We start from the raw sequence: 18447 nt of genomic DNA on the forward strand, positions 1-18447 counted from the left end.
TTACCAATTATTTATATCAAATTTGATCTTTGAAGAGTTTATAAAGAGCACGAATAGCTTGCGCGGTTCCACCGACAGGATAACCTGGTGTTTCTTTTGGAGACCATCCATAAAGGTCAAAATGAGCAAATTTTTCTGCTTTTTCGACAAAAGAATTTAAAAATAAAGCGGCAGTTATAGAGCCAGCAAAGTTATTTCCGGATGTATTATTAATGTCCGCAATTTGTGATGATAACATTTGTCTATAGGGTTTCCAAAGTGGCATTTGCCATAGAGGGTCAGTAATGGAATTTGCTGATTGAGAAATTTTCTGTGCCCATATTGGGTTGCTACAATAAAATGCAGGGAGATCTGGCCCTAATGCTATGCGTGCTGCTCCAGTTAAAGTAGCCATGCAAATCATGAACTGGGGGCTTTTTTCATCACCATAAGTTAGGGCATCAGCAAGAATAAGTCGGCCTTCGGCATCTGTATTGCCAACTTCAACAGTTAATCCCTTACGGCTTTGAAGGATATCACCTGGCCGGAAAGCATTAGCAGAAATGGCATTTTCAACTGCAGGAATTAAAACACGCAGACAAAAAGGAAGTTTTGCATCCATGATTAGTTTTGCTAATCCCAAAACATGCGCACTACCACCCATATCCTTTTTCATTAATAGCATATTATTGGCAGATTTAATATCTAATCCTCCGGAATCAAAAGTTACTCCTTTGCCAACCAATGTGATTTTAGGATGGTTTTCTTGTCCCCATTGTAGTTCAATGAGTCGTGGTGCAATGTTGCTTGCTCGTCCTACAGCATGAATCATTGGAAAATTTTGTACTAAAAGATCATCTCCACAAATACTTGTGACATGAGCATTATAAGTCTGCCCTAGTTGGCGTGTTGTTATTTCGAGAGTGTTAGGATCCATATCATTAGCTGGAGTATTGATAAGATCACGGACCCAAAAGACAGTTTCATAAATTCGTTTAAGTTCATCTAGATCAATTGCGTTATGTACATGGATCGATAGTGATTTAGAAGGGGATTTTTGACGATAGCGGTTAAATTGGTAACTCCCAAATGCTAATCCAAGATAGGTATTCATTTCATTTGAGGTAGTTCCTTCTAAATGCCAATGGCCAGTGGGGAGATTTTTGGGAAGGAGTCCTGTGATGAAAGGATTTTCTTGGTCACCAAGTCCAAATAAAACTTGTTTTAATTGTCCTGTTTCGTGGGGAACAAATAATATTTGTCCTGCTTTTCCAGTAAAGCCATTAACTTTCATCCATGAGGTTTTTGATGAATCAAGAGTTAAATTAGCAAAGTTTTTTGTATCAATTAAGAGGATAGGGCAGCTCTTATCAGAACGTGTAGCAGTGAAATTAATTTGATGTTGAAGCATGTGTTTATAATCCTTATAGTTTTCGAAGTGCAACATATTCAACTAAATGATTTTTTCCCTTTCGTAGAATAAGATCAGCTCGCGGTCGTGTTGGTAATATATTTTCTTGTAAATTTTTTAGATTAATTGTGTACCAAAGGTTTTCAGCAATTTTTAAGGCCTCTTCTTCATTTAACAGTGCATAACGATGAAAATAAGATTCGGGTTTTTGAAAAGCTGTTTTACGTAACTGTTTAAAACGCTCTAAATACCATTGATGGATCACTTCTGTTGCAGCATCTACATAGATTGAGAAATCAAAAAAGTCTGAAACAAAAGGTACAATTTTTCCATCTTTAGGATAATCACTAACTTGAAGGACATTAACACCTTCAACAATTAAAATATCGGGCCGGTCGATAATAATTTTTTGATTTTCTAGAACATCGTAGATCATATGCGAATAAAGCGGTGCACTAACATTACTAATGCCTGATTTTACGTCAGAAAGAAAGCGCAGTAATTTTTTAATATCATAGGAATCAGGAAATCCTTTACGATTCATACGATTTTTTGCTTGTAAAATGGCATTAGGGTAGAGAAATCCATCGGTTGTAACAAGATCAACTTTAAGACTAGATTTCCATCGTTTCATGAGTTCTTGAAGAATACGTGCGGTTGTTGATTTTCCAACCGCAACAGAACCAGAAATTCCAATAATAAAGGGTGTTTTTTTGGTATCTGCTTGATGCAAAAATATTTGACGTTTTCGGAAAAGTTCCTGTACGGCTTCAACATGGTATGATAAGAGACGCGCTAAAGAAAGATAAATACATTGCACTTCTTCTAAATCGATAGGATCATCGATTGATCGTAAGCGTTTAATTTCATCAAAAGTTAAGGTAAGCGGGGTATTTGCGCGAAATTGAGACCATTCTTGTACAGTAAAAAAAGTGTAGGGAGAATATTGATCAGAAACGTAATTGATCAAGTTATCTTCTTGATTGTTTTTGAATTGAGTAGTATCAAGCATCTTTATTGGCCAAGAGTTTTTAGATTATTTTTTAGAAATTGTCATGATTGAGAGCAGAACAACAGGCTGTCTTTTGTTTAAAAAATCATGTTTTGTTTTAAAATAGTGAATTAACTTATAGTCCAATCATTCCAGCGTGCAATGATTTGTTTTTGTGATAGATCTTCTGCCAAAAAAGCCCATAAAAGTAAACGTGCTTTTACTGCTGACAAATAGCCAGACATTAAAGCACCAGAAGAAATCATATCAATTTCTGAACCTTTATAACCGTAGGTTGTACGAGTTGTTGGACCATGATAAGAACGGCTTGCAATGATGATTGGTATTTTTTTTGCGTATTTTCGTACTATATCCGCTTCTTGAAAACTGCAGTGGCCTGAACCAAAACCTGCTATGACAAGGCCTGCATAATGTCCACTTTCAAGGCAAAATTTCATCAAGTGTGTATCAGATGATAAAGAGGAATATAGCAGCGCAACTTGATGATCATTTTTTTTAGGAGCTGTGAAAGTTGTAGGAAAAAAATTTCGATCGTTAAAATAAAAGAGTTTTCCTTCTAAAATTGTTCCTAGAATGCCTGTTAGACCTGATTGCAGCGTTTCGACTTTAACAGTATGGCTTTTTTGTACCCAGTAGGGTGAATGAATAGTATCATTCATTACAACTAGGACTCCTCTATTACGGCTTTGTGGATTAGCCGCGACGCGGGTTGCAGCCAAAAAATTAGCAGGTCCATCAGCGCTTGCTTCACAGGGTATACGCATAGCACCAGTTACAACAAGTGGTTCAGCTCTATTCCAATAAAGGGAAAGAAAAAAAGCTGTTTCTTCTAATGTGTCGGTTCCTTGCGTTAAAACAATACCATCTGCACCCATCTTAATTTGCTGTGTTGCCCATTCTATTGTTTCAAGCAGAATTTTAAAAGATAGAGATCCACTTGGTAGTTGTGTTAATGTGTAACTCTGAATATCAGCAATTTTTTCTAAATCAGGAATATTTTTTATGAGTATATCTGATGTTAAAGTCGGCTGCATTTGGCCCAAATTATTGGCTGTCATTGCAATTGTTCCACCTAATGTGCCTACTGCTATTCTTTTCATAATTTTCCCCTGTAAGAAGGCAGATTGCTTATATAAAGCAATATAACAATAATTCGAGTATACAACAATGATGTCATTTTTTATATTATTTTATATTGAGAAAAATTGAAGTGCGCTCAAGCATTGTGTTTTGCAATATATATTATTAAATAAAGGAATTAGTGATTTTATTTTATGTATGATAAAAGGGAGCCATGTTAAGGAGTTTTCTTATGACAGAGCATAAGCCTGATATTATGTATGGTACGACAATCGTAACTGTAAGAAAAGGTAATAAAGTAGTTATGGCTGGCGATGGTCAAGTTTCACTTGGACAAACAATTATGAAAAGTAATGCGCGCAAAGTTCGTCGTCTTGGGAAAAGTGGAGCAGTGATAGCTGGTTTTGCAGGTGCTACAGCAGATGCTTTCACACTATTAGAAAGATTAGAGACAAAACTTGAGCAATATCCTGATCAGCTTATGCGTGCATGTGTAGAGCTTGCAAAAGATTGGCGTACCGATCGTTATTTACGTCGTCTTGAAGCAATGATGCTTGTGGCTGATCAAAAAACTACTTTGGCGTTGACAGGTCTTGGTGATGTCTTAGAACCAGAAGATGGAGTGATGGCAATTGGTTCTGGAGGTAATTTTGCTTTGTCGGCTGCACGGGTACTGATGGACATGGACTTAGATGCAGAAACTATTGCTTCTAAAGCTATGAGTATTGCTGCTAAAATTTGTGTTTACACCAATGATAATTTTACAATAGAAACATTGGATGCTGAATTACCTCCTTTAGAGAAAGCTATTTGAATGTGTGTTGTATTTTCCCCTCGTGAAACTGTTTCTGAACTTGATCGTTTTATTATTGGACAAAATGATGCTAAGCGTTCTGTTGCTATTGCACTGCGTAATCGGTGGCGTCGACAACAGCTTGAAGGGCAGATGCGTGAAGAAGTGATGCCTAAAAATATCCTGATGATAGGGCCAACAGGTGTTGGTAAAACAGGAATAGCTCGTCGATTAGCAAAACTTTCTGGAGCTCCTTTTGTTAAAGTAGAGGCCACTAAATTTACTGAAGTGGGCTACGTGGGTCGCGATGTTGAGCAAATTATTCGTGATCTCGTTGAAATTGCAATTTCTCTTGTGCGTGAAAAAAAACGTGATGAAGTAAAAGCAAAAGCTCATCTTAATGCTGAAGAACGAGTTTTAAATGCTCTTGTAGGAAAAACCGCGAGTCCTGCTACCCGTGATAGTTTTCGTAAAAAATTGCGAGAAGGAGAATTGGATGACAAAGAAATTGAAATTGAAGTAACTGATAATAGTAATAGTGCTCCAACTTTTGATATTCCTGGTATGCCTGGTGCACAAATGGGTATTATGAATTTATCAGATATTTTTGGAAAGATGGGTGTTCGTACAAAGGTACGCAAAACGACTGTAAAGGACGCTTTTAAACCATTAATTGATGATGAATCGGAGAAACTCCTAGATCAAGATCAAATTATTCAAGAGGCACTTCGTGTTGCTGAAAATGATGGAATTGTTTTCATTGATGAAATTGATAAAATTGCAACTCGTGATGGTGGGGCAAGTGCTGCTGTTTCACGCGAAGGGGTTCAAAGGGATCTTTTGCCTTTAGTTGAAGGGACAACAATTGCGACTAAATATGGGCAAATAAAAACAGATCATATTCTTTTCATTGCTTCTGGTGCTTTTCATGTATCTAAGCCCTCTGATTTATTACCAGAGCTGCAAGGTCGTTTGCCTATCCGTGTAGAATTAAATGCTTTAACAAGGGAAGATTTACGGCGTATTCTTACTGAACCTGAAGCTAGTCTGATTAAACAATATATTGCTTTAATGGCAACAGAAGAAGTTCATTTAGAAATTACTGATGATGCAATTGATGCGTTAGCTGATATTGCTGTTGATTTAAATGCGAGGATCGAGAATATTGGCGCACGTCGTTTGCAGACGGTTATGGAGCGTGTTTTAGATGAAATTTCTTTTACGGCACCTGATAAAGCCGGTACTTCATTTAAAGTTGATGCTGATTATGTCAGAAAATCTATAGGAGAGCTTGCTTCTGATATAGATCTTTCACGTTTTGTTCTTTAGAGACCTTTGCATATAGTGATCTATCGATGTGCTTCTATGATTTTGTAGCCATGAACTTCTTCATGGATAAAAACTGTGCAGAAGAGCTTTTTTAATATTGTTTCATAAGGTAGATGGCGATTTGCAACGAGAAGCAAGCGACCTTTAGGTTTAAGGTATTTTGCAGCATTTATAATAAAATGCTGCCCTAATGAAATGTCTGTTGTTTGTTGTGTATGAAATGGTGGATTTGAAATAATTGTATCATAAAGATTTTTTATAGGCTCATAAATAAGATCATGCCAATAAAAGCCAATCGGAAGAGAGGTTTTTATATGCTGTAGATGTTTTTTTGCTGCCTCTAAAGCGTTATAGTCGGCTTCATAAAGGTCGAGTGCAGTTAAGTTTTTGCTTACTTCAAGTGCAGTATAAGAAAGAAATCCCCAGCCCGCTCCAAAATCAGCTGTTTTTCCAAAAATGACTTTATGTAAATAAGGTATAAGTGCAGCAGATCCTGGGTCAATACGACCATGAGAAAACATACCAGAAGTAGTTTGAAATTTATTTCCAAAACTGAGTGGTGGTGAGCGAAAATGAGCAATATTTTGTTTATCTATTTTTTGCGGTATTTGCAACCAGAAGATATGGCTATGATTTTTGGATAATTTTTTACTAATAGGAACAAGAGTGTTAACCCATTTCATCATTGAGGCAGAACCAGCAGTTTTTTCTCCACTAATGATGATCCATCCACCAGGTTTGACTCGTTCTAATAGATCAAGAAAACGATTTTGATTAAGATCACGATATTTACTAAGTTGTAGCAGTCCTCCATCATAGATTATGGTTTGATTTATTTGGGGGCTACATTGAAATTTAGCATTGGTAAATTTTAAAAAGTCTTGTCGCCAAGGGGTTATAATTTCAAGATTTTTTATCCATTGTTTATCAGGAATTTTAGTTAAACCAAAACCTAAAAAATATTGGTTCGAACAAGGTCTAGGGAGATCATAGCTTTCAAAAGGTAAAAATAGAGACACATTTTATTCTTTCAAAGAAATGCCTCTCCAATATTTTAGAATGGCATTTTATTTTACAGTAAGAAAATAAAATTAATCTTCTTTTTTCTTACGACGGTTTTTCTTTTCAGATCGATTCCTTTCATGAATATTACCGCCTTTTTCTGTTTCTATTGAGTCATCATGGATAAGCTCTTTTCCAGTTTGTTGATCAACGACTTTCATCGATAACCGAATTTTACCACGTTCATCGAAGCCCATTAATTTAACCCAAACCTTATCACCTTCTTTGACAATATCAGTTGTTTTTGCTACCCGTTCTACCGCGAGTTGAGAGATGTGAACAAGTCCATCGCGAGAACCAAAAAAATTAACAAACGCTCCAAATTCTGCAATTTTAACAACTGTTCCTTGGTAAATAGCACCGACTTCAGGTTCATCAACAATTGAAAGGATCCAATTTTTTGCTGCTTCAATGGTTTTTAAATCAGAAGAAGCAATTTTAATTGTTCCATCATCCTCAATATTAATTTTAGCTCCAGTTTTTTCCACAATTTCTCTTATTACTTTACCACCAGCACCAATAACATCACGAATTTTATCTACAGGAATATTCATCATTTCAATACGTGGAGAAAATTCGCTAAGTTCACTACGTGCACGAGCTAAGGCCTTTGCCATTTCATTGAGAATATGGATTCGACCATCCTTAGCTTGTGCAAGTGCGATTTTCATAATCTCCTCAGTAATGCCGTCAATTTTTATGTCCATTTGCAGAGAAGTAATTCCGTTTTCTGTACCTGCTACTTTGAAATCCATATCACCAAGGTGATCTTCATCCCCTAAAATATCTGATAGAACGGCAAATTGTTTACCTTCTTTAATCAAACCCATTGCAATACCAGCAACAGGGTTGGCTAAAGGAACACCTGCATCCATGAGTGCTAGTGAAGTTCCACAAACAGTTGCCATTGAAGAAGATCCATTTGATTCAGTAATTTCTGATACAGTACGAATAGTATAAGGAAATGATTCTTTTGTCGGCAACATGGGATGAATAGCACGCCACGCTAATTTACCATGACCAATTTCACGGCGGCCAGGAGAACCAATACGGCCTATTTCACCTACTGAAAAAGGTGGAAAATTGTAATGGAGAAGAAATGTTTCTTTATACATACCTGTCAAGGAATCTATGTATTGCTCATCTTCTCCAGTTCCTAATGTTGCTATGACAAGTGCTTGTGTTTCACCACGAGTAAATAATGCTGATCCGTGTGTGCGAGGTAAAATACCTACTTCTGATTGAATTGAGCGAACATCTGAAAGATTTCGTCCATCAATGCGTTTTCCCGTATCAAGGATGTTTTGGCGAACAATTTTTGCTTGCAACTGTTTGAAAACAGTTGCAATCTGATCTGTATTAAATTCGCAGTTTTTTTCTGTTTCTTGTGTGAATTTATTGATGACTTCTTCTTTAAGAAGATCAAGTGCAGCATGACGTTTTTGTTTATCAGTAATTGTATAAATGTCTCTGAGATCTTGTTCGACCATTTCAAGCATATCTTTTTCAAGGATAGATAGATCCTCCGGAATAAAGTCGCGGGGCTCTTTAGCAGCTACTTCGGCAAGTTTGATGATTGCATTAATTACAGGTTGAAAACTTTTTTGGCCAAACATGACAGCGTCTAACATTACATCTTCAGGTAATTCATGTGCTTCTGATTCAACCATTAGTACAGCATTTTCTGTTCCAGCAACAACGAGATCAAGTTTTGATTCAGGCATCTCGTCAATATTAGGATTAAGAATATATTGTCCATTGCAGTAACCAATACGAGCAGCGGCAATTGGGCCCATAAAAGGAATACCTGAGAGAGTTAGTGCGGCAGAAGATGCAATTATAGCAAGAATATCAGGGTTGTTTTCTAAATCATGCTGGATGACAGAAACGATTACTTGTGTATCATTTTTATAACCATCAACAAAGAGCGGGCGAATTGGACGATCAATTAACCGTGAAATTAAGGTCTCACTTTCACTTGGACGGCTTTCGCGTTTTAAATAACCTCCAGGTATTTTACCAACTGCATAGTTTTTTTCTTGATAATTAACGGTGAGCGGAAAAAAATTTTGATCTGGTTTCGGAGTTTTTGCTGAAACGACAGTTGCCAAAACAACAGTTTCACCATATGTAGCAAGAATCGCGCCATCTGCCTGACGTGCAATTTTTCCTGTTTCGAGGATAAGTGGCCGGCCGGCCCATTCAATTTCTACCTTATGGGTTTTAAACATTTTTTATCCTTAATGACCTAATATTTACATTGTGATTTTGTGTTATGTTTCAAAGTTATGGGTAATACAACAAGACATTTCTATATTTTGCATAGAGAGAAATAAATGACAGATCAAATGGAAACACCCGGCAATCTTGCTCACGATTCTTCATTAGTCTTTGATTACGAGCAGTATATTAAAGTAAAAGAGTGATTTTTCGTAAAAAAATACTCACTTACTTTTCTTCAACGGCGTAAGCCTAATCTTTCGACAAGTTTCTGATAGCGATCTTGATCAACACCTTTTAGGTAATCAAGAAGTCGGCGGCGTTGGGATACCATCTTTAAAAGACCCCGACGAGAATGATTATCTTTTTTGTGAGATTTAAAGTGGTTGGTTAAATTAGAAATGCGTTCAGAAAGAACAGCAACCTGAACTTCTGGTGAACCTGTATCACCGATTTTAGTTTTATATTCTGTAATAAGAGCTTTTTTACGCTCAGCAGTAATCGACATCGTATTGTCCTTTCAAAAAATAAGCAAAAAACACCTGTAGCCAAGATGTCGTCCAGCAAAGGCTATAAAAGAACAAGAAGAGAGAAAATCTTACTTGCTTTGATACTGATATTTGGTACTTATATAGGAAATAAAGTTAAAATACTAGCCCTTGAAGATTTTCTTTATATAAGTTTATTTTGGCAAATATTTATTTTAAGATTTTTTATGAAAGTTTCTTAAAGAATTATTATTCTAAATAGATAAGATAATAACTTTACATGATGTACTAATAGTAAAGGGACGAATGAACTGCTGATTTGGAGACAAAAGATGCAGAAGGTTTCAACATTAGAGATTTTTCATAATTCAACATTCAGAAATTTATGGGTCGCTACTCTTGTAGCGAATTTAGGTGGCTTTGTACAGGCGGTGGGAGCAAGCTGGATGATGACATTGATTAGTCCTTCTCATTTTATGGTAGGGCTTGTGCAAAGTGCTACGACATTACCTCTTGTTGTTTTTTCTCTGATGGCAGGTGCATTAGCTGACAATTTTAATCGGCGTCATATTATGCTTTTTGCTCAAATTATTATGATGATTGTCTCAATTAATTTGGTTATTTTATCTTATATGGGATTAATTACCCCCTGGCTTCTCTTATGCTTTACATTTTTGATTGGATGTGGAACCGCTTTGTATAATCCTTCTTGGCAAGCAACAATAGGAGATATTGTGAACCGAGAAAATATTTCTACTGCCGTTAGTTTGAATAGTGTTGGTTTGAATTTGATGCGCAGTGTAGGACCTTCTATTGGAGGAGCTATTATTTCTACTTTGGGTGGTATTACAACTTTTTTTGTCAATGCGCTCAGTTATATTCCTTTGATTAGCGTTTTGTTTTTGTGGAAGCCAAATTACAAGAACAATACATTACCAAGGGAGAGTTTTTTAGGAGCTATAGCAGATGGTCTCCGTTATGTAGCAATGTCTCCCAATCTTTTGAGTATTATGATAAGATCATTCCTTTTTTGTGTTGGTGCTGTTTTTGTTTTTGCGTTACTGCCAATCGTTGTACATGAATTTTTTGAAGGGAATGCACTGTTTTATGGTACATTACTTAGTTGTTTTGGTCTGGGAGCTATTACAGCTGGCGTGATTAATTCGTTTGTACGAAGCAATTTTAAGTCAGAAATAATTGTTGCAAGTGCATTTGTTGGATTGTCCTTTTCTTGCTTTGTTTTAGCAATGAGTCGTTCGTTGTTTATAAGCCACTCTGTTTTATTTCCTGCTGGTTTATGTTGGGTTTTGGCATTATCACTCTTTAATACATCTGTACAGCTTTCTACACCACGTTGGGTTGTTGCGCGTGCTTTAGCCCTTTATCAAACTGCATCTTATGGTGGTATGGCTGTTGGAAGTGCAATCTGGGGTGTATTAGCTGAGGTTTATTCTTTAACAGTCGCTTTGAATGTTTGCGCGATATTCTTAATTTGTGGAGCTCTTGCGGGTATTAAATTTAAAATTCAAGAAATTCCTCAAATTAATTTTGAGCCGCTTGATCAATTTAGAGAGCCAGAGCTTTCATTAGATCTAGCAGGACAAAGTGGTCCAATTATGATTATGACTTATTATCAAATTAATGAAAATGATCTTGCAGAATTTCTTGAAGTTATGAGACGTTGCCGTCATATTCGACTACGTGATGGAGCACACCAGTGGATTCTTTTGCGTGATCTTGAGAGGCCGGAATATTGGATAGAATCTTACCATATACCAACTTGGGTAGATTATTTGCGCCATAATCGCCGTTGCACAAAAGCAGATATAGAGGTTAACAAACATCTTGATAGATTAAATCGCATATCCAATAGCGTAAAGGTTCATCGCATGATTAAGTGGCAAACAGTACCAAAGATTAATGAGATACATTTAAAGCTATCCAATAATCAATAATTTGAGTGTTATAAAATTGAAATATAAAATAGAAAATAGCTATTAGTATAAAAAAACAGCCTTCTATACTGGGCTTAGCTTAGTGTTAGAAATAGCAGCTCATTAAATTGTGAAAATTCGTTTTGGTTTGAATTGATTTTTATCAATTGTACCTATAGCAAGAAGCTGATCTTTGTAAGTGACATAAACATTTTCTTCATCAATAGAGATGTTATTTTCAAATAAGAGTACTGACTTACCCACTTTTATATGCATTGCTTGAGTTTTATTGAGAGTGTAGTGTGATAGGCAATGTAATGCAGCATCTGTTTTAATCAATAACTGATCAAGTACAGAGAAATCTCTCTTCGGTAGAGTACAATTTTCATCTGCTGTTTCTTTACAAGGCATTGCAACTTTTAATTCATCCCATGTAATGAGATCATTTTCTTTAAAAGGCGCGACTTTTATACGGCGTAGGTCAGAAATATATCCATAACAACCGAGATCGTGTCCCATATCACGTGCTAAGGAACGTACATAGGTTCCTTTTCCACATGTCATTTCAAAAATAGAATGTCCTTGAGCAGTAGTATCGATAAGCTTGAGGGTTTTAATTTCTACTTGACGAGATGAAATTTCAATATTTGTACCTTTGCGTGCTAAATCATAGGCACGGTTACCAGCAATTTTAATTGCTGAAAATTTTGGAGGTTTTTGCCAAATAATACCTGTATATTTTGGTAAAAGAGCAAGAATATTTTCTTGTGTTGGGCGTATCGAAGATGTTTTAGTAATTTCACCTTCTAGATCATCTGTGGAACGCTCTTCTCCCCAGGCTACACAAAAATGATAAGTTTTGGTACCTTCCATAACATAAGAAACAGTTTTTGTTGCTTCTCCCAGCGCAATAGGCAATAAGCCAGAAGCAAGTGGATCAAGTGTCCCTGCATGTCCAGCCTTTTGTGCGTTAAAAAGCCATTTGATTTTTGAAACAGCTGCTGTCGAACTCATTCCTTTGGGTTTATCTAGGATGATCCAGCCGGAAATAGAACGACCTTTTTTTGTACGTTGTCGTGTCACGTTTTTTGATCTTTAAGTTTATCATTATGAAGATCACGCGCAACCTCAGGTGATCGGAGTAAAGTATCAATTTTTGCAAAATTATCAAAACTGTTATCGAATCGAAAACGGAGTGCAGGCATGTATTTCATTTGCCGTAACTGATGACTGATCGCTCCACGGATAAAACGACTATTTTTATTTAAAGCGCTAACGATAGCATCGTGAGAAGTTTGATCGACGGTATTGAGAAAGGAAACAAAGCAAGTAGCAATTTTCAAATCTGATGACATACGCACTTCAGAGACAGAAATAACAATATTTTTAAAGGTATCATCAAGCAAAACACCTCGTTGCAATATATGAGCTATTGCGTGGCGAACCTGTTCTCCTACTCTTAATTGCCGTTGTGATGGATGTATATTTTTTACCAAAATTATAACCTTTTATATCCTGTTTTCCTTTTGTTCTCTTAAAAGATAAGAAAAGATAGAAAGATTGTATTAAGTTTAATACTTTTCTTTTTTAACTATTAGATAAAGAAAGCTCTTAGGTGACCTTATAATGTACGATTAATATGCTCGACTCGGAAAGTTTCAATAATATCACCCGCGCGAATGTCATCATAGTTTTCAAATGCCATTCCACATTCTTGACCAACTTGTACTTCACTGACTTCATCTTTGAAGCGTTTGAGTGTTTTAAGTTTTCCTTCATGAATAACGATATTGTCTCGAATTAGCCGGACGCCAGCTCCTCGTTCTATTTTTCCTTCTGTAACCCGACAACCAGCAACTTTTCCAGTTTTTGTAATGTTAAAGATTTCTAGAATTTCGGCATTACCAAGGAAGGTTTCGCGCTGTTCTGGTGATAGCAATCCTGACATAGCTGCTTTTATATCGTCAACAAGATCATAAATGATGTTATAATAACGGATTTCAATTCCTTGAATTTTAGCTGCATCTCTTGCTTGTTTATTCGCTCGAACGTTAAAGCCAATAACAGCGGATTGAGAGGCTTCAGCGAGAGAAATATCACTTTCAGTAATACCTCCAGCACCGGAGTGTACGACGCGTGCACGCACTTCCTCATTGCCTAGTGTTTCTAACGCTGAAGTGATCGCTTCAATAGATCCTTGGACATCTCCTTTGATGATAAGTGGGAATTCTTTTACACCAATAGTTTGTAATTTTGTCATCATTTGTTCAAGAGAACCACGAGAGCTAGTTTGTCGAGCTACAGCTTTGTCACGAGCTAAGTGTTGGCGGTATTCAGCTATTTCTCTTGCTTTTGCTTCATTTGTCACTACAGCAAATCGGTCACCAGCTTGTGGTGTACCTTGCATGCCTAAAATTTCAATTGGTGTAGAAGGCCCTGCTTTTTTGATATAACAACCACAATCATCAATTAAAGCACGAACACGTCCCCATTCATTGCCTGCAACAATAATGTCAGAAAGTTGTAATGTACCTTTTTGGATAAGAACAGTTGCAACAGGCCCCCGTCCTCGATCAAGTTTAGCTTCAATAACAACGCCTTCTGCTGTTCGCTCTGAGTCCGCTTTAAGATCAAGAAGCTCAGCTTGAAGAAGAATAGCTTCCAAAAGTTTATCAAGATTTTGTCCAGTTTTGGCAGAAACTTCAACTTCTAAAGTTTCACCACCCATGGCTTCAACAAAAACTTCATGTTGCAAAAGTTCTGTACGTACTTTTTGTGCGTCGGCAGTTGGTTTATCAATTTTGTTAATAGCAACAATAATGGGAACATTAGCGGCTTTTGCATGATTAATGGACTCAATTGTTTGTGGCATCACACTATCATCGGCGGCGACTACTAAAATAGCAATATCAGTTACTTGAGCACCACGAGCACGCATGGCTGTAAAAGCAGAATGTCCAGGCGTGTCGATAAAGGTAATCTTTTGACCATTTTGCTCAACTTGATAAGCACCGATATGTTGTGTAATTCCACCTGCTTCACTGGAAACAACATTGGCTTTACGAATAGCATCAAGAAGAGAAGTTTTTCCATGGTCAACATGACCCATAATGGTTACAACAGGTGGACGTGGACGCATCTTTAATGGATCATCACTGATATTGAAAATACCATCTTCTACATCAGATTCTGAAACACGTTTAACTGTATGACCAAATTCAACAGCAATGAGCTCTGCAATATCCGCATCGATGACATCACCAGGCTTCATCATTTGTCCTTGTTTCATTAAAAATTTAATAACATCAACCGAACGTTCGGTCATGCGCTGAGCGAGCTCTTGGATGGTAATGGTTTCAGGAAGAGTAACTTCACGAGAAATTTTTTCTCTTGGTTCTTGATTTTGTGCACGTTTGAATTTTTCCTGTCGACGACGCATTGCTGCTATTGAACGTCCACGTCCACTTCCTTCTTCATCCAACGCACTATGAAGAGTAAGTTTTCCTCGACGACGCTCATCAGCTCCTTTTACAACTTTAGGTGAACGCATTTCTGGTTTAGAAGAATTAGTGCGTCGGTTATGTTTGTCTTCATTATCATGATCATCTATAATACGTTTTTCTGCTATGGGTATATTTTTAAGCGGAATAGCTGCTTCTAATGCTTTTATATCTATTGCTTCGATAGATTCTGTTGAGGAGAGTGTAGAAGTATGAGTTGGAATTTGATCTGTGGTGTTCTTACTTTCTCGTAATGTTTGCTTTTCTTGATGAGTTTGTAAATGCAAACGTTCTTCACGTTCTTTGTCACGTTTTTCTTTTTCAGCTTGTTTACGTATTATTTTTTCTTGGATATGTGCTTCTTCTAAAGCACGGCGCCTCGCTTCTATTTCTGCTGATGAAAGGTTGCTCGGCGCTATAGGTTTACTGGGCGGTATTTCTTCAAATTTTGGTTTGGAGTGTTGAGCTACATGCGGTTTAGTAATAGGCTGTGGTGCTTCAGTTTTTTCGTCCGGGCGTGTAATTTTGCGTCGTTTAGTTTCGACAACCACAGCCTTTGTACGACCATGGCTGAAATTTTGTTTGATCGTACTAGTTTCTAATCCTGATCGTTTTAAGGTCAGTGTTTTTTTAGCTGTTATTTTGTCATTATTTTTTTCACTCATTGTATTTCCTTCACGGCCTTTGCCGTTATTGCACTAAGCTTACTATATTTATCCTCACGATAGGTGATTAATTTGTATATCGTTTTGATAAATCCCTCTGCAGCTTTCGTATTCAATAAGGCAGCATGTATCACAGGATTAGTTCCAAAAGCCATACTCATTTCATCACTTGTAAATAAAGATATAACTTTTATATTCTGATTTACTTTTTTTTGTATTGCGTGGATGGCTTGTGAAATTTTGCGTTTTCCATCTTCTTTTGCTTCTTTTGCATGGAGAACAAGAATAACCTGACCGGTGCGAATAGCAGAAACAACTTTGGTTGATCCTGTAACAATAGTCCCTGCTTTTCGAGCCATAGAAAGGCTTGAAAGTGCAGCTTTTAGTAGTAATTTATCCACAATATGAGCGAGGTTTTCAGAAACCTCAACATCTGTTTTAAGATTTTTGCTAAAAGCTTTACGTTTGACTGCCTCTTCTATGATAGTGTGATGCGCAGAAACCCAAAGACCACGTCCGGGTAAATTAGCTTTAAGATCAGGGATAATTTGATTATTTGGACCAATGACAAAACGGATCAGCGCTGCCGCTGAAGCACTTTTCTTTGTCACAATACAAGTCCGCTCATTCATTTAAAATTTATCCGCATCCAAATTATTTGTTGCTTCATCTTCTACAGGATGTTGTTTAATAAGATCAGCTTGATTTATCCAACCTGCTTGCACGCGTGCTGCTAACACCATGGCTTCTGCATCTGCACGGGTAATATCAAAGGGTGTCAAGATGCCAGGAAAATTTTGTGTTTGACCTTCTTTACATTCTCTCCATCCAACGAGATCATCAACTGCATAGCCTGCAAAATCCTCTATTGTTTTTACACCATCCTCACCTATAACAACTAGCATAGCATTTGTTATACCAGGCAGTGTTTGCAATTCATCTGAAACACCAAGCTCTTTACGCTTTTCGTTGAGTTCTTTTTCTTTACGTTCTAAATATTCACGTGCACGATTTTGGATTTCTGAAGCAGTATCATGATCGAAGCCGTCGATAGACTCTATTTCTTCAAGATTAACATAAGCGATTTCCTCAATTGAGGTGAAACCTTCTGAAGCCATAACTTGCCCAACCATTTCATCAACATCTAAAGTTTCCATGAAAAGCTTGCTACGTTCAGTGAATTCTTTATGACGATTTTCAGATTCTTCTTGTTCTGTTAGAATATCAATATTCCATCCTGTTAATTGCGAAGCTAAACGCACATTTTGTCCACGTCGACCAATTGCAAGACTAAGCTGATCACCAGGTACGACGACTTCAATACGTTCTGCATCTTCATCAAGAACAACTTTCGAAACTTCAGCGGGCTGCAGTGCATTGACGATAAATGTTGCAGCATCAGGTGACCAAGGAATAATGTCAATTTTTTCGCCTTGTAATTCTGCAACAACAGCCTGAACACGGCTTCCTCGCATTCCAACACATGCACCAACGGGATCAATTGAGCCATCGCGTGAAACAACAGCGATTTTTGCACGTGAGCCTGGATCACGAGCAACAGATTTAATTTCTATGATACCATCATAAATTTCTGGGACTTCCATAGTAAAAAGTTTTGCCATAAATTGAGGGTGTGTCCGTGAAAGGAAAACTTGTGGTCCTCTTGGTTCACGGTGTACGTCATGAACAAACGCACGAATGCGATCTCCATAATGAAAAGATTCCCGCGGAATTAATTCATCACGTCGCACGATAGCTTCTCCACGACCTATATCGACAATAACATTGCCATATTCCACACGTTTAACTGTACCAGAAATAATTTCACCAATTTTATTTTTGAATTCTTCAAATTGGTGATTACGTTCTGCATCACGTACTTTTTGCACAATAACCTGTTTAGCAGATTGTGTTGCAATGCGTCCAAAATCCATGGGAGGTAAAAGATCGGAAAGAAAATCACCGACTTTTGCGTCTTCTTTGCGTTTTAGGGCATCAGATAAAGCTATTTCAGTTGTATAATCTTCAACGACATCAACAACTTTAAGAAGACGTTGTAATTTAATTTCACCTGTTTTAGAATTGATCTCAGCACGGATGTTGGTTTCTTGGCCATAACGAGAACGTGCTGCTTTTTGAATAGCATCAGCCATTGCAGAAATGACAATTTCACGGTCAATTGACTTCTCACGTGCAACAGCATCTGCAATTTGCAGAAGTTCAAGCCTGTTAGCGCTTATAGCCATTGATTTTCTCCTTTTTTATGCCACATGAGGGCAGGGGGTCTGTTAATATTTAAGTGTTATATTTGTTTTCGTTCTTGAGAGGTTTAAGATTATCGTTCGAAATTAATTGTTTGTCTAAATCTTTATTTTTTTTCAATGTATCACGAATAAGTTCATCGGTGAGGATCAAGTGCGCATTAGTAATATTAGAAAAAGAAATAAATATATTTATTTCTTCTCTGTGAGCTGTTTTCTCGATATTTAAAGTAAATCCATTTTGTGTAATATCTTTAAGCTTACCACGCAATTTTTGACGTCCATCAATAACAGTGTTGGTTTCAATTTTTGCGAGATGCCCTTGCCAATGAACAAAATCAGATTTTCTTACGAGTAGGCGATCAATACCAGGAGATGAAATTTCTAAGTGATACTTGCGTTCAATAACATTTTCTATGTCAAGGAGAGGGGCAACAGCTCGACTAACTATTTCGCAATCTTCTATTGTCATGGTGCCATTAGTGCGTTCAACCATAATCTGAAGTGTTAAACCATTTAAGCCCAAAAGTTTTGTGCGAACTAACCGAAAACCTAAAGGTTTTAGTAATGGTATAATAAGAGCAGAAACACGTGCTGCAACGCCATCTTCTTCAAATAAACGCGGTTCATCAATATCACCCATTCTTTCAATTTCATTCATATGGTTCATCCAAATTGTTATCGAACTTACAATAAAAAAGAGTGGCTCCAAC

15 protein-coding genes are annotated in these 18447 nt (G+C 37.0%); 3 read left to right on the forward strand and 12 right to left on the reverse strand.

Going from position 1 to position 18447, the window contains the following annotated elements; genetic code table 11:
- Positions 1-16: 16 nt before the first annotated feature.
- The 3 genes from BA1379B_RS00090 to BA1379B_RS00100 form a co-directional block, all read right to left on the reverse strand.
- The gene (locus BA1379B_RS00090; RefSeq protein WP_035005564.1) at positions 17-1390 is read right to left on the reverse strand and encodes a leucyl aminopeptidase family protein; all 1374 of its coding nucleotides are present in this window, start codon (positions 1388-1390) and stop codon (positions 17-19) included.
- A gap of 13 nt (positions 1391-1403) precedes the next feature.
- Positions 1404-2402 carry a type I pantothenate kinase gene (gene coaA / locus BA1379B_RS00095; protein WP_078673505.1) on the reverse strand — a complete coding sequence of 333 codons (999 nt, stop codon included), beginning with the start codon at positions 2400-2402 and terminating at the stop codon, positions 1404-1406.
- 110 nt (positions 2403-2512) lie between these two features.
- Positions 2513-3502, reverse strand: a complete 990-nt coding sequence (locus BA1379B_RS00100; protein WP_035005572.1) for an asparaginase — start codon at positions 3500-3502, stop codon at positions 2513-2515.
- Positions 3503-3714: 212 nt separating this feature from the next.
- Between BA1379B_RS00100 and hslV the strand changes: the two genes are divergently transcribed.
- Positions 3715-4296 (forward strand): ATP-dependent protease subunit HslV, encoded by a 582-nt coding sequence (hslV, locus tag BA1379B_RS00105; protein WP_035005574.1) that lies wholly within the window; start codon positions 3715-3717, stop codon positions 4294-4296.
- Positions 4297-5604, forward strand: coding sequence for an ATP-dependent protease ATPase subunit HslU (gene hslU / locus BA1379B_RS00110; protein WP_035005576.1), 1308 nt, complete (start codon positions 4297-4299; stop codon positions 5602-5604).
- A gap of 20 nt (positions 5605-5624) precedes the next feature.
- Here hslU and BA1379B_RS00115 read toward each other — a convergent pair whose 3' ends face one another.
- The 3 genes from BA1379B_RS00115 to rpsO all read right to left on the reverse strand — a co-directional run bounded on the left by BA1379B_RS00115 (position 5625) and on the right by rpsO (position 9394).
- Positions 5625-6623: a class I SAM-dependent methyltransferase gene (locus tag BA1379B_RS00115; protein ID WP_078692267.1), complete on the reverse strand. Its 999-nt coding sequence runs from the start codon at positions 6621-6623 to the stop codon at positions 5625-5627.
- 72 nt (positions 6624-6695) lie between these two features.
- On the reverse strand, positions 6696-8897 hold the full coding sequence (pnp, locus tag BA1379B_RS00120) for a polyribonucleotide nucleotidyltransferase (RefSeq protein WP_078692268.1): 2202 nt from the start codon (positions 8895-8897) through the stop codon (positions 6696-6698).
- 227 nt (positions 8898-9124) lie between these two features.
- On the reverse strand, positions 9125-9394 hold the full coding sequence (rpsO, locus tag BA1379B_RS00125; protein WP_035005582.1) for a 30S ribosomal protein S15: 270 nt from the start codon (positions 9392-9394) through the stop codon (positions 9125-9127).
- A 312-nt stretch (positions 9395-9706) separates the two neighbouring features.
- Between rpsO and BA1379B_RS00130 the strand changes: the two genes are divergently transcribed.
- Complete coding sequence (locus tag BA1379B_RS00130) at positions 9707-11329, forward strand: MFS transporter (RefSeq protein ID WP_035005584.1); 1623 nt, start codon at positions 9707-9709, stop codon at positions 11327-11329.
- A gap of 102 nt (positions 11330-11431) precedes the next feature.
- Here the strand turns inward: BA1379B_RS00130 and truB are convergent, their stop codons facing one another.
- The 6 genes from truB to rimP form a co-directional block, all read right to left on the reverse strand.
- Positions 11432-12391 (reverse strand): tRNA pseudouridine(55) synthase TruB, encoded by a 960-nt coding sequence (gene truB / locus BA1379B_RS00135; RefSeq protein WP_078692269.1) that lies wholly within the window; start codon positions 12389-12391, stop codon positions 11432-11434.
- A complete protein-coding gene (gene rbfA, locus BA1379B_RS00140) occupies positions 12388-12804 on the reverse strand; it encodes a 30S ribosome-binding factor RbfA (RefSeq protein WP_035005589.1) in 417 nt (138 codons plus the stop codon). The genes truB and rbfA overlap by 4 nt, the downstream gene beginning before the upstream one ends.
- Before the next feature lie 125 nt (positions 12805-12929).
- A complete protein-coding gene (infB, locus tag BA1379B_RS00145) occupies positions 12930-15473 on the reverse strand; it encodes a translation initiation factor IF-2 (protein ID WP_078673509.1) in 2544 nt (847 codons plus the stop codon).
- Complete coding sequence (locus tag BA1379B_RS00150; RefSeq protein WP_035005592.1) at positions 15470-16105, reverse strand: RNA-binding protein; 636 nt, start codon at positions 16103-16105, stop codon at positions 15470-15472. The genes infB and BA1379B_RS00150 overlap by 4 nt, the downstream gene beginning before the upstream one ends.
- Positions 16106-17719 carry a transcription termination factor NusA gene (nusA, locus tag BA1379B_RS00155; RefSeq protein WP_035005596.1) on the reverse strand — a complete coding sequence of 538 codons (1614 nt, stop codon included), beginning with the start codon at positions 17717-17719 and terminating at the stop codon, positions 16106-16108.
- Positions 17720-17768: 49 nt separating this feature from the next.
- On the reverse strand, positions 17769-18395 hold the full coding sequence (rimP, locus tag BA1379B_RS00160) for a ribosome maturation factor RimP (protein ID WP_035006637.1): 627 nt from the start codon (positions 18393-18395) through the stop codon (positions 17769-17771).
- Between the last annotated feature and the right edge of the window lie 52 nt (positions 18396-18447).

Origin of the sequence: Bartonella sp. A1379B (genome assembly GCF_002022485.1) — a bacterium.
Taxonomy (GTDB): domain Bacteria; phylum Pseudomonadota; class Alphaproteobacteria; order Rhizobiales; family Rhizobiaceae; genus Bartonella; species Bartonella rochalimae.

Bases quoted from the DNA above. Each gene is read 5' to 3' on its own strand.
- coaA (WP_078673505.1), bottom strand. From the start codon at position 2,402: ATGCTTGATACTACTCAATTCAAAAACAATCAAGAAGATAACTTGATC.
- BA1379B_RS00150 (WP_035005592.1), bottom strand. From the start codon at position 16,105: ATGAATGAGCGGACTTGTATTGTGACAAAGAAAAGTGCTTCAGCGGCA.
- infB (WP_078673509.1), bottom strand. From the start codon at position 15,473: ATGAGTGAAAAAAATAATGACAAAATAACAGCTAAAAAAACACTGACC.
- rimP (WP_035006637.1), bottom strand. From the start codon at position 18,395: ATGAATGAAATTGAAAGAATGGGTGATATTGATGAACCGCGTTTATTT.
- BA1379B_RS00100 (WP_035005572.1), bottom strand. From the start codon at position 3,502: ATGAAAAGAATAGCAGTAGGCACATTAGGTGGAACAATTGCAATGACA.
- BA1379B_RS00090 (WP_035005564.1), bottom strand. From the start codon at position 1,390: ATGCTTCAACATCAAATTAATTTCACTGCTACACGTTCTGATAAGAGC.
- hslV (WP_035005574.1), top strand. From the start codon at position 3,715: ATGACAGAGCATAAGCCTGATATTATGTATGGTACGACAATCGTAACT.
- BA1379B_RS00130 (WP_035005584.1), top strand. From the start codon at position 9,707: ATGCAGAAGGTTTCAACATTAGAGATTTTTCATAATTCAACATTCAGA.
- nusA (WP_035005596.1), bottom strand. From the start codon at position 17,719: ATGGCTATAAGCGCTAACAGGCTTGAACTTCTGCAAATTGCAGATGCT.
- rpsO (WP_035005582.1), bottom strand. From the start codon at position 9,394: ATGTCGATTACTGCTGAGCGTAAAAAAGCTCTTATTACAGAATATAAA.
- hslU (WP_035005576.1), top strand. From the start codon at position 4,297: ATGTGTGTTGTATTTTCCCCTCGTGAAACTGTTTCTGAACTTGATCGT.
- pnp (WP_078692268.1), bottom strand. From the start codon at position 8,897: ATGTTTAAAACCCATAAGGTAGAAATTGAATGGGCCGGCCGGCCACTT.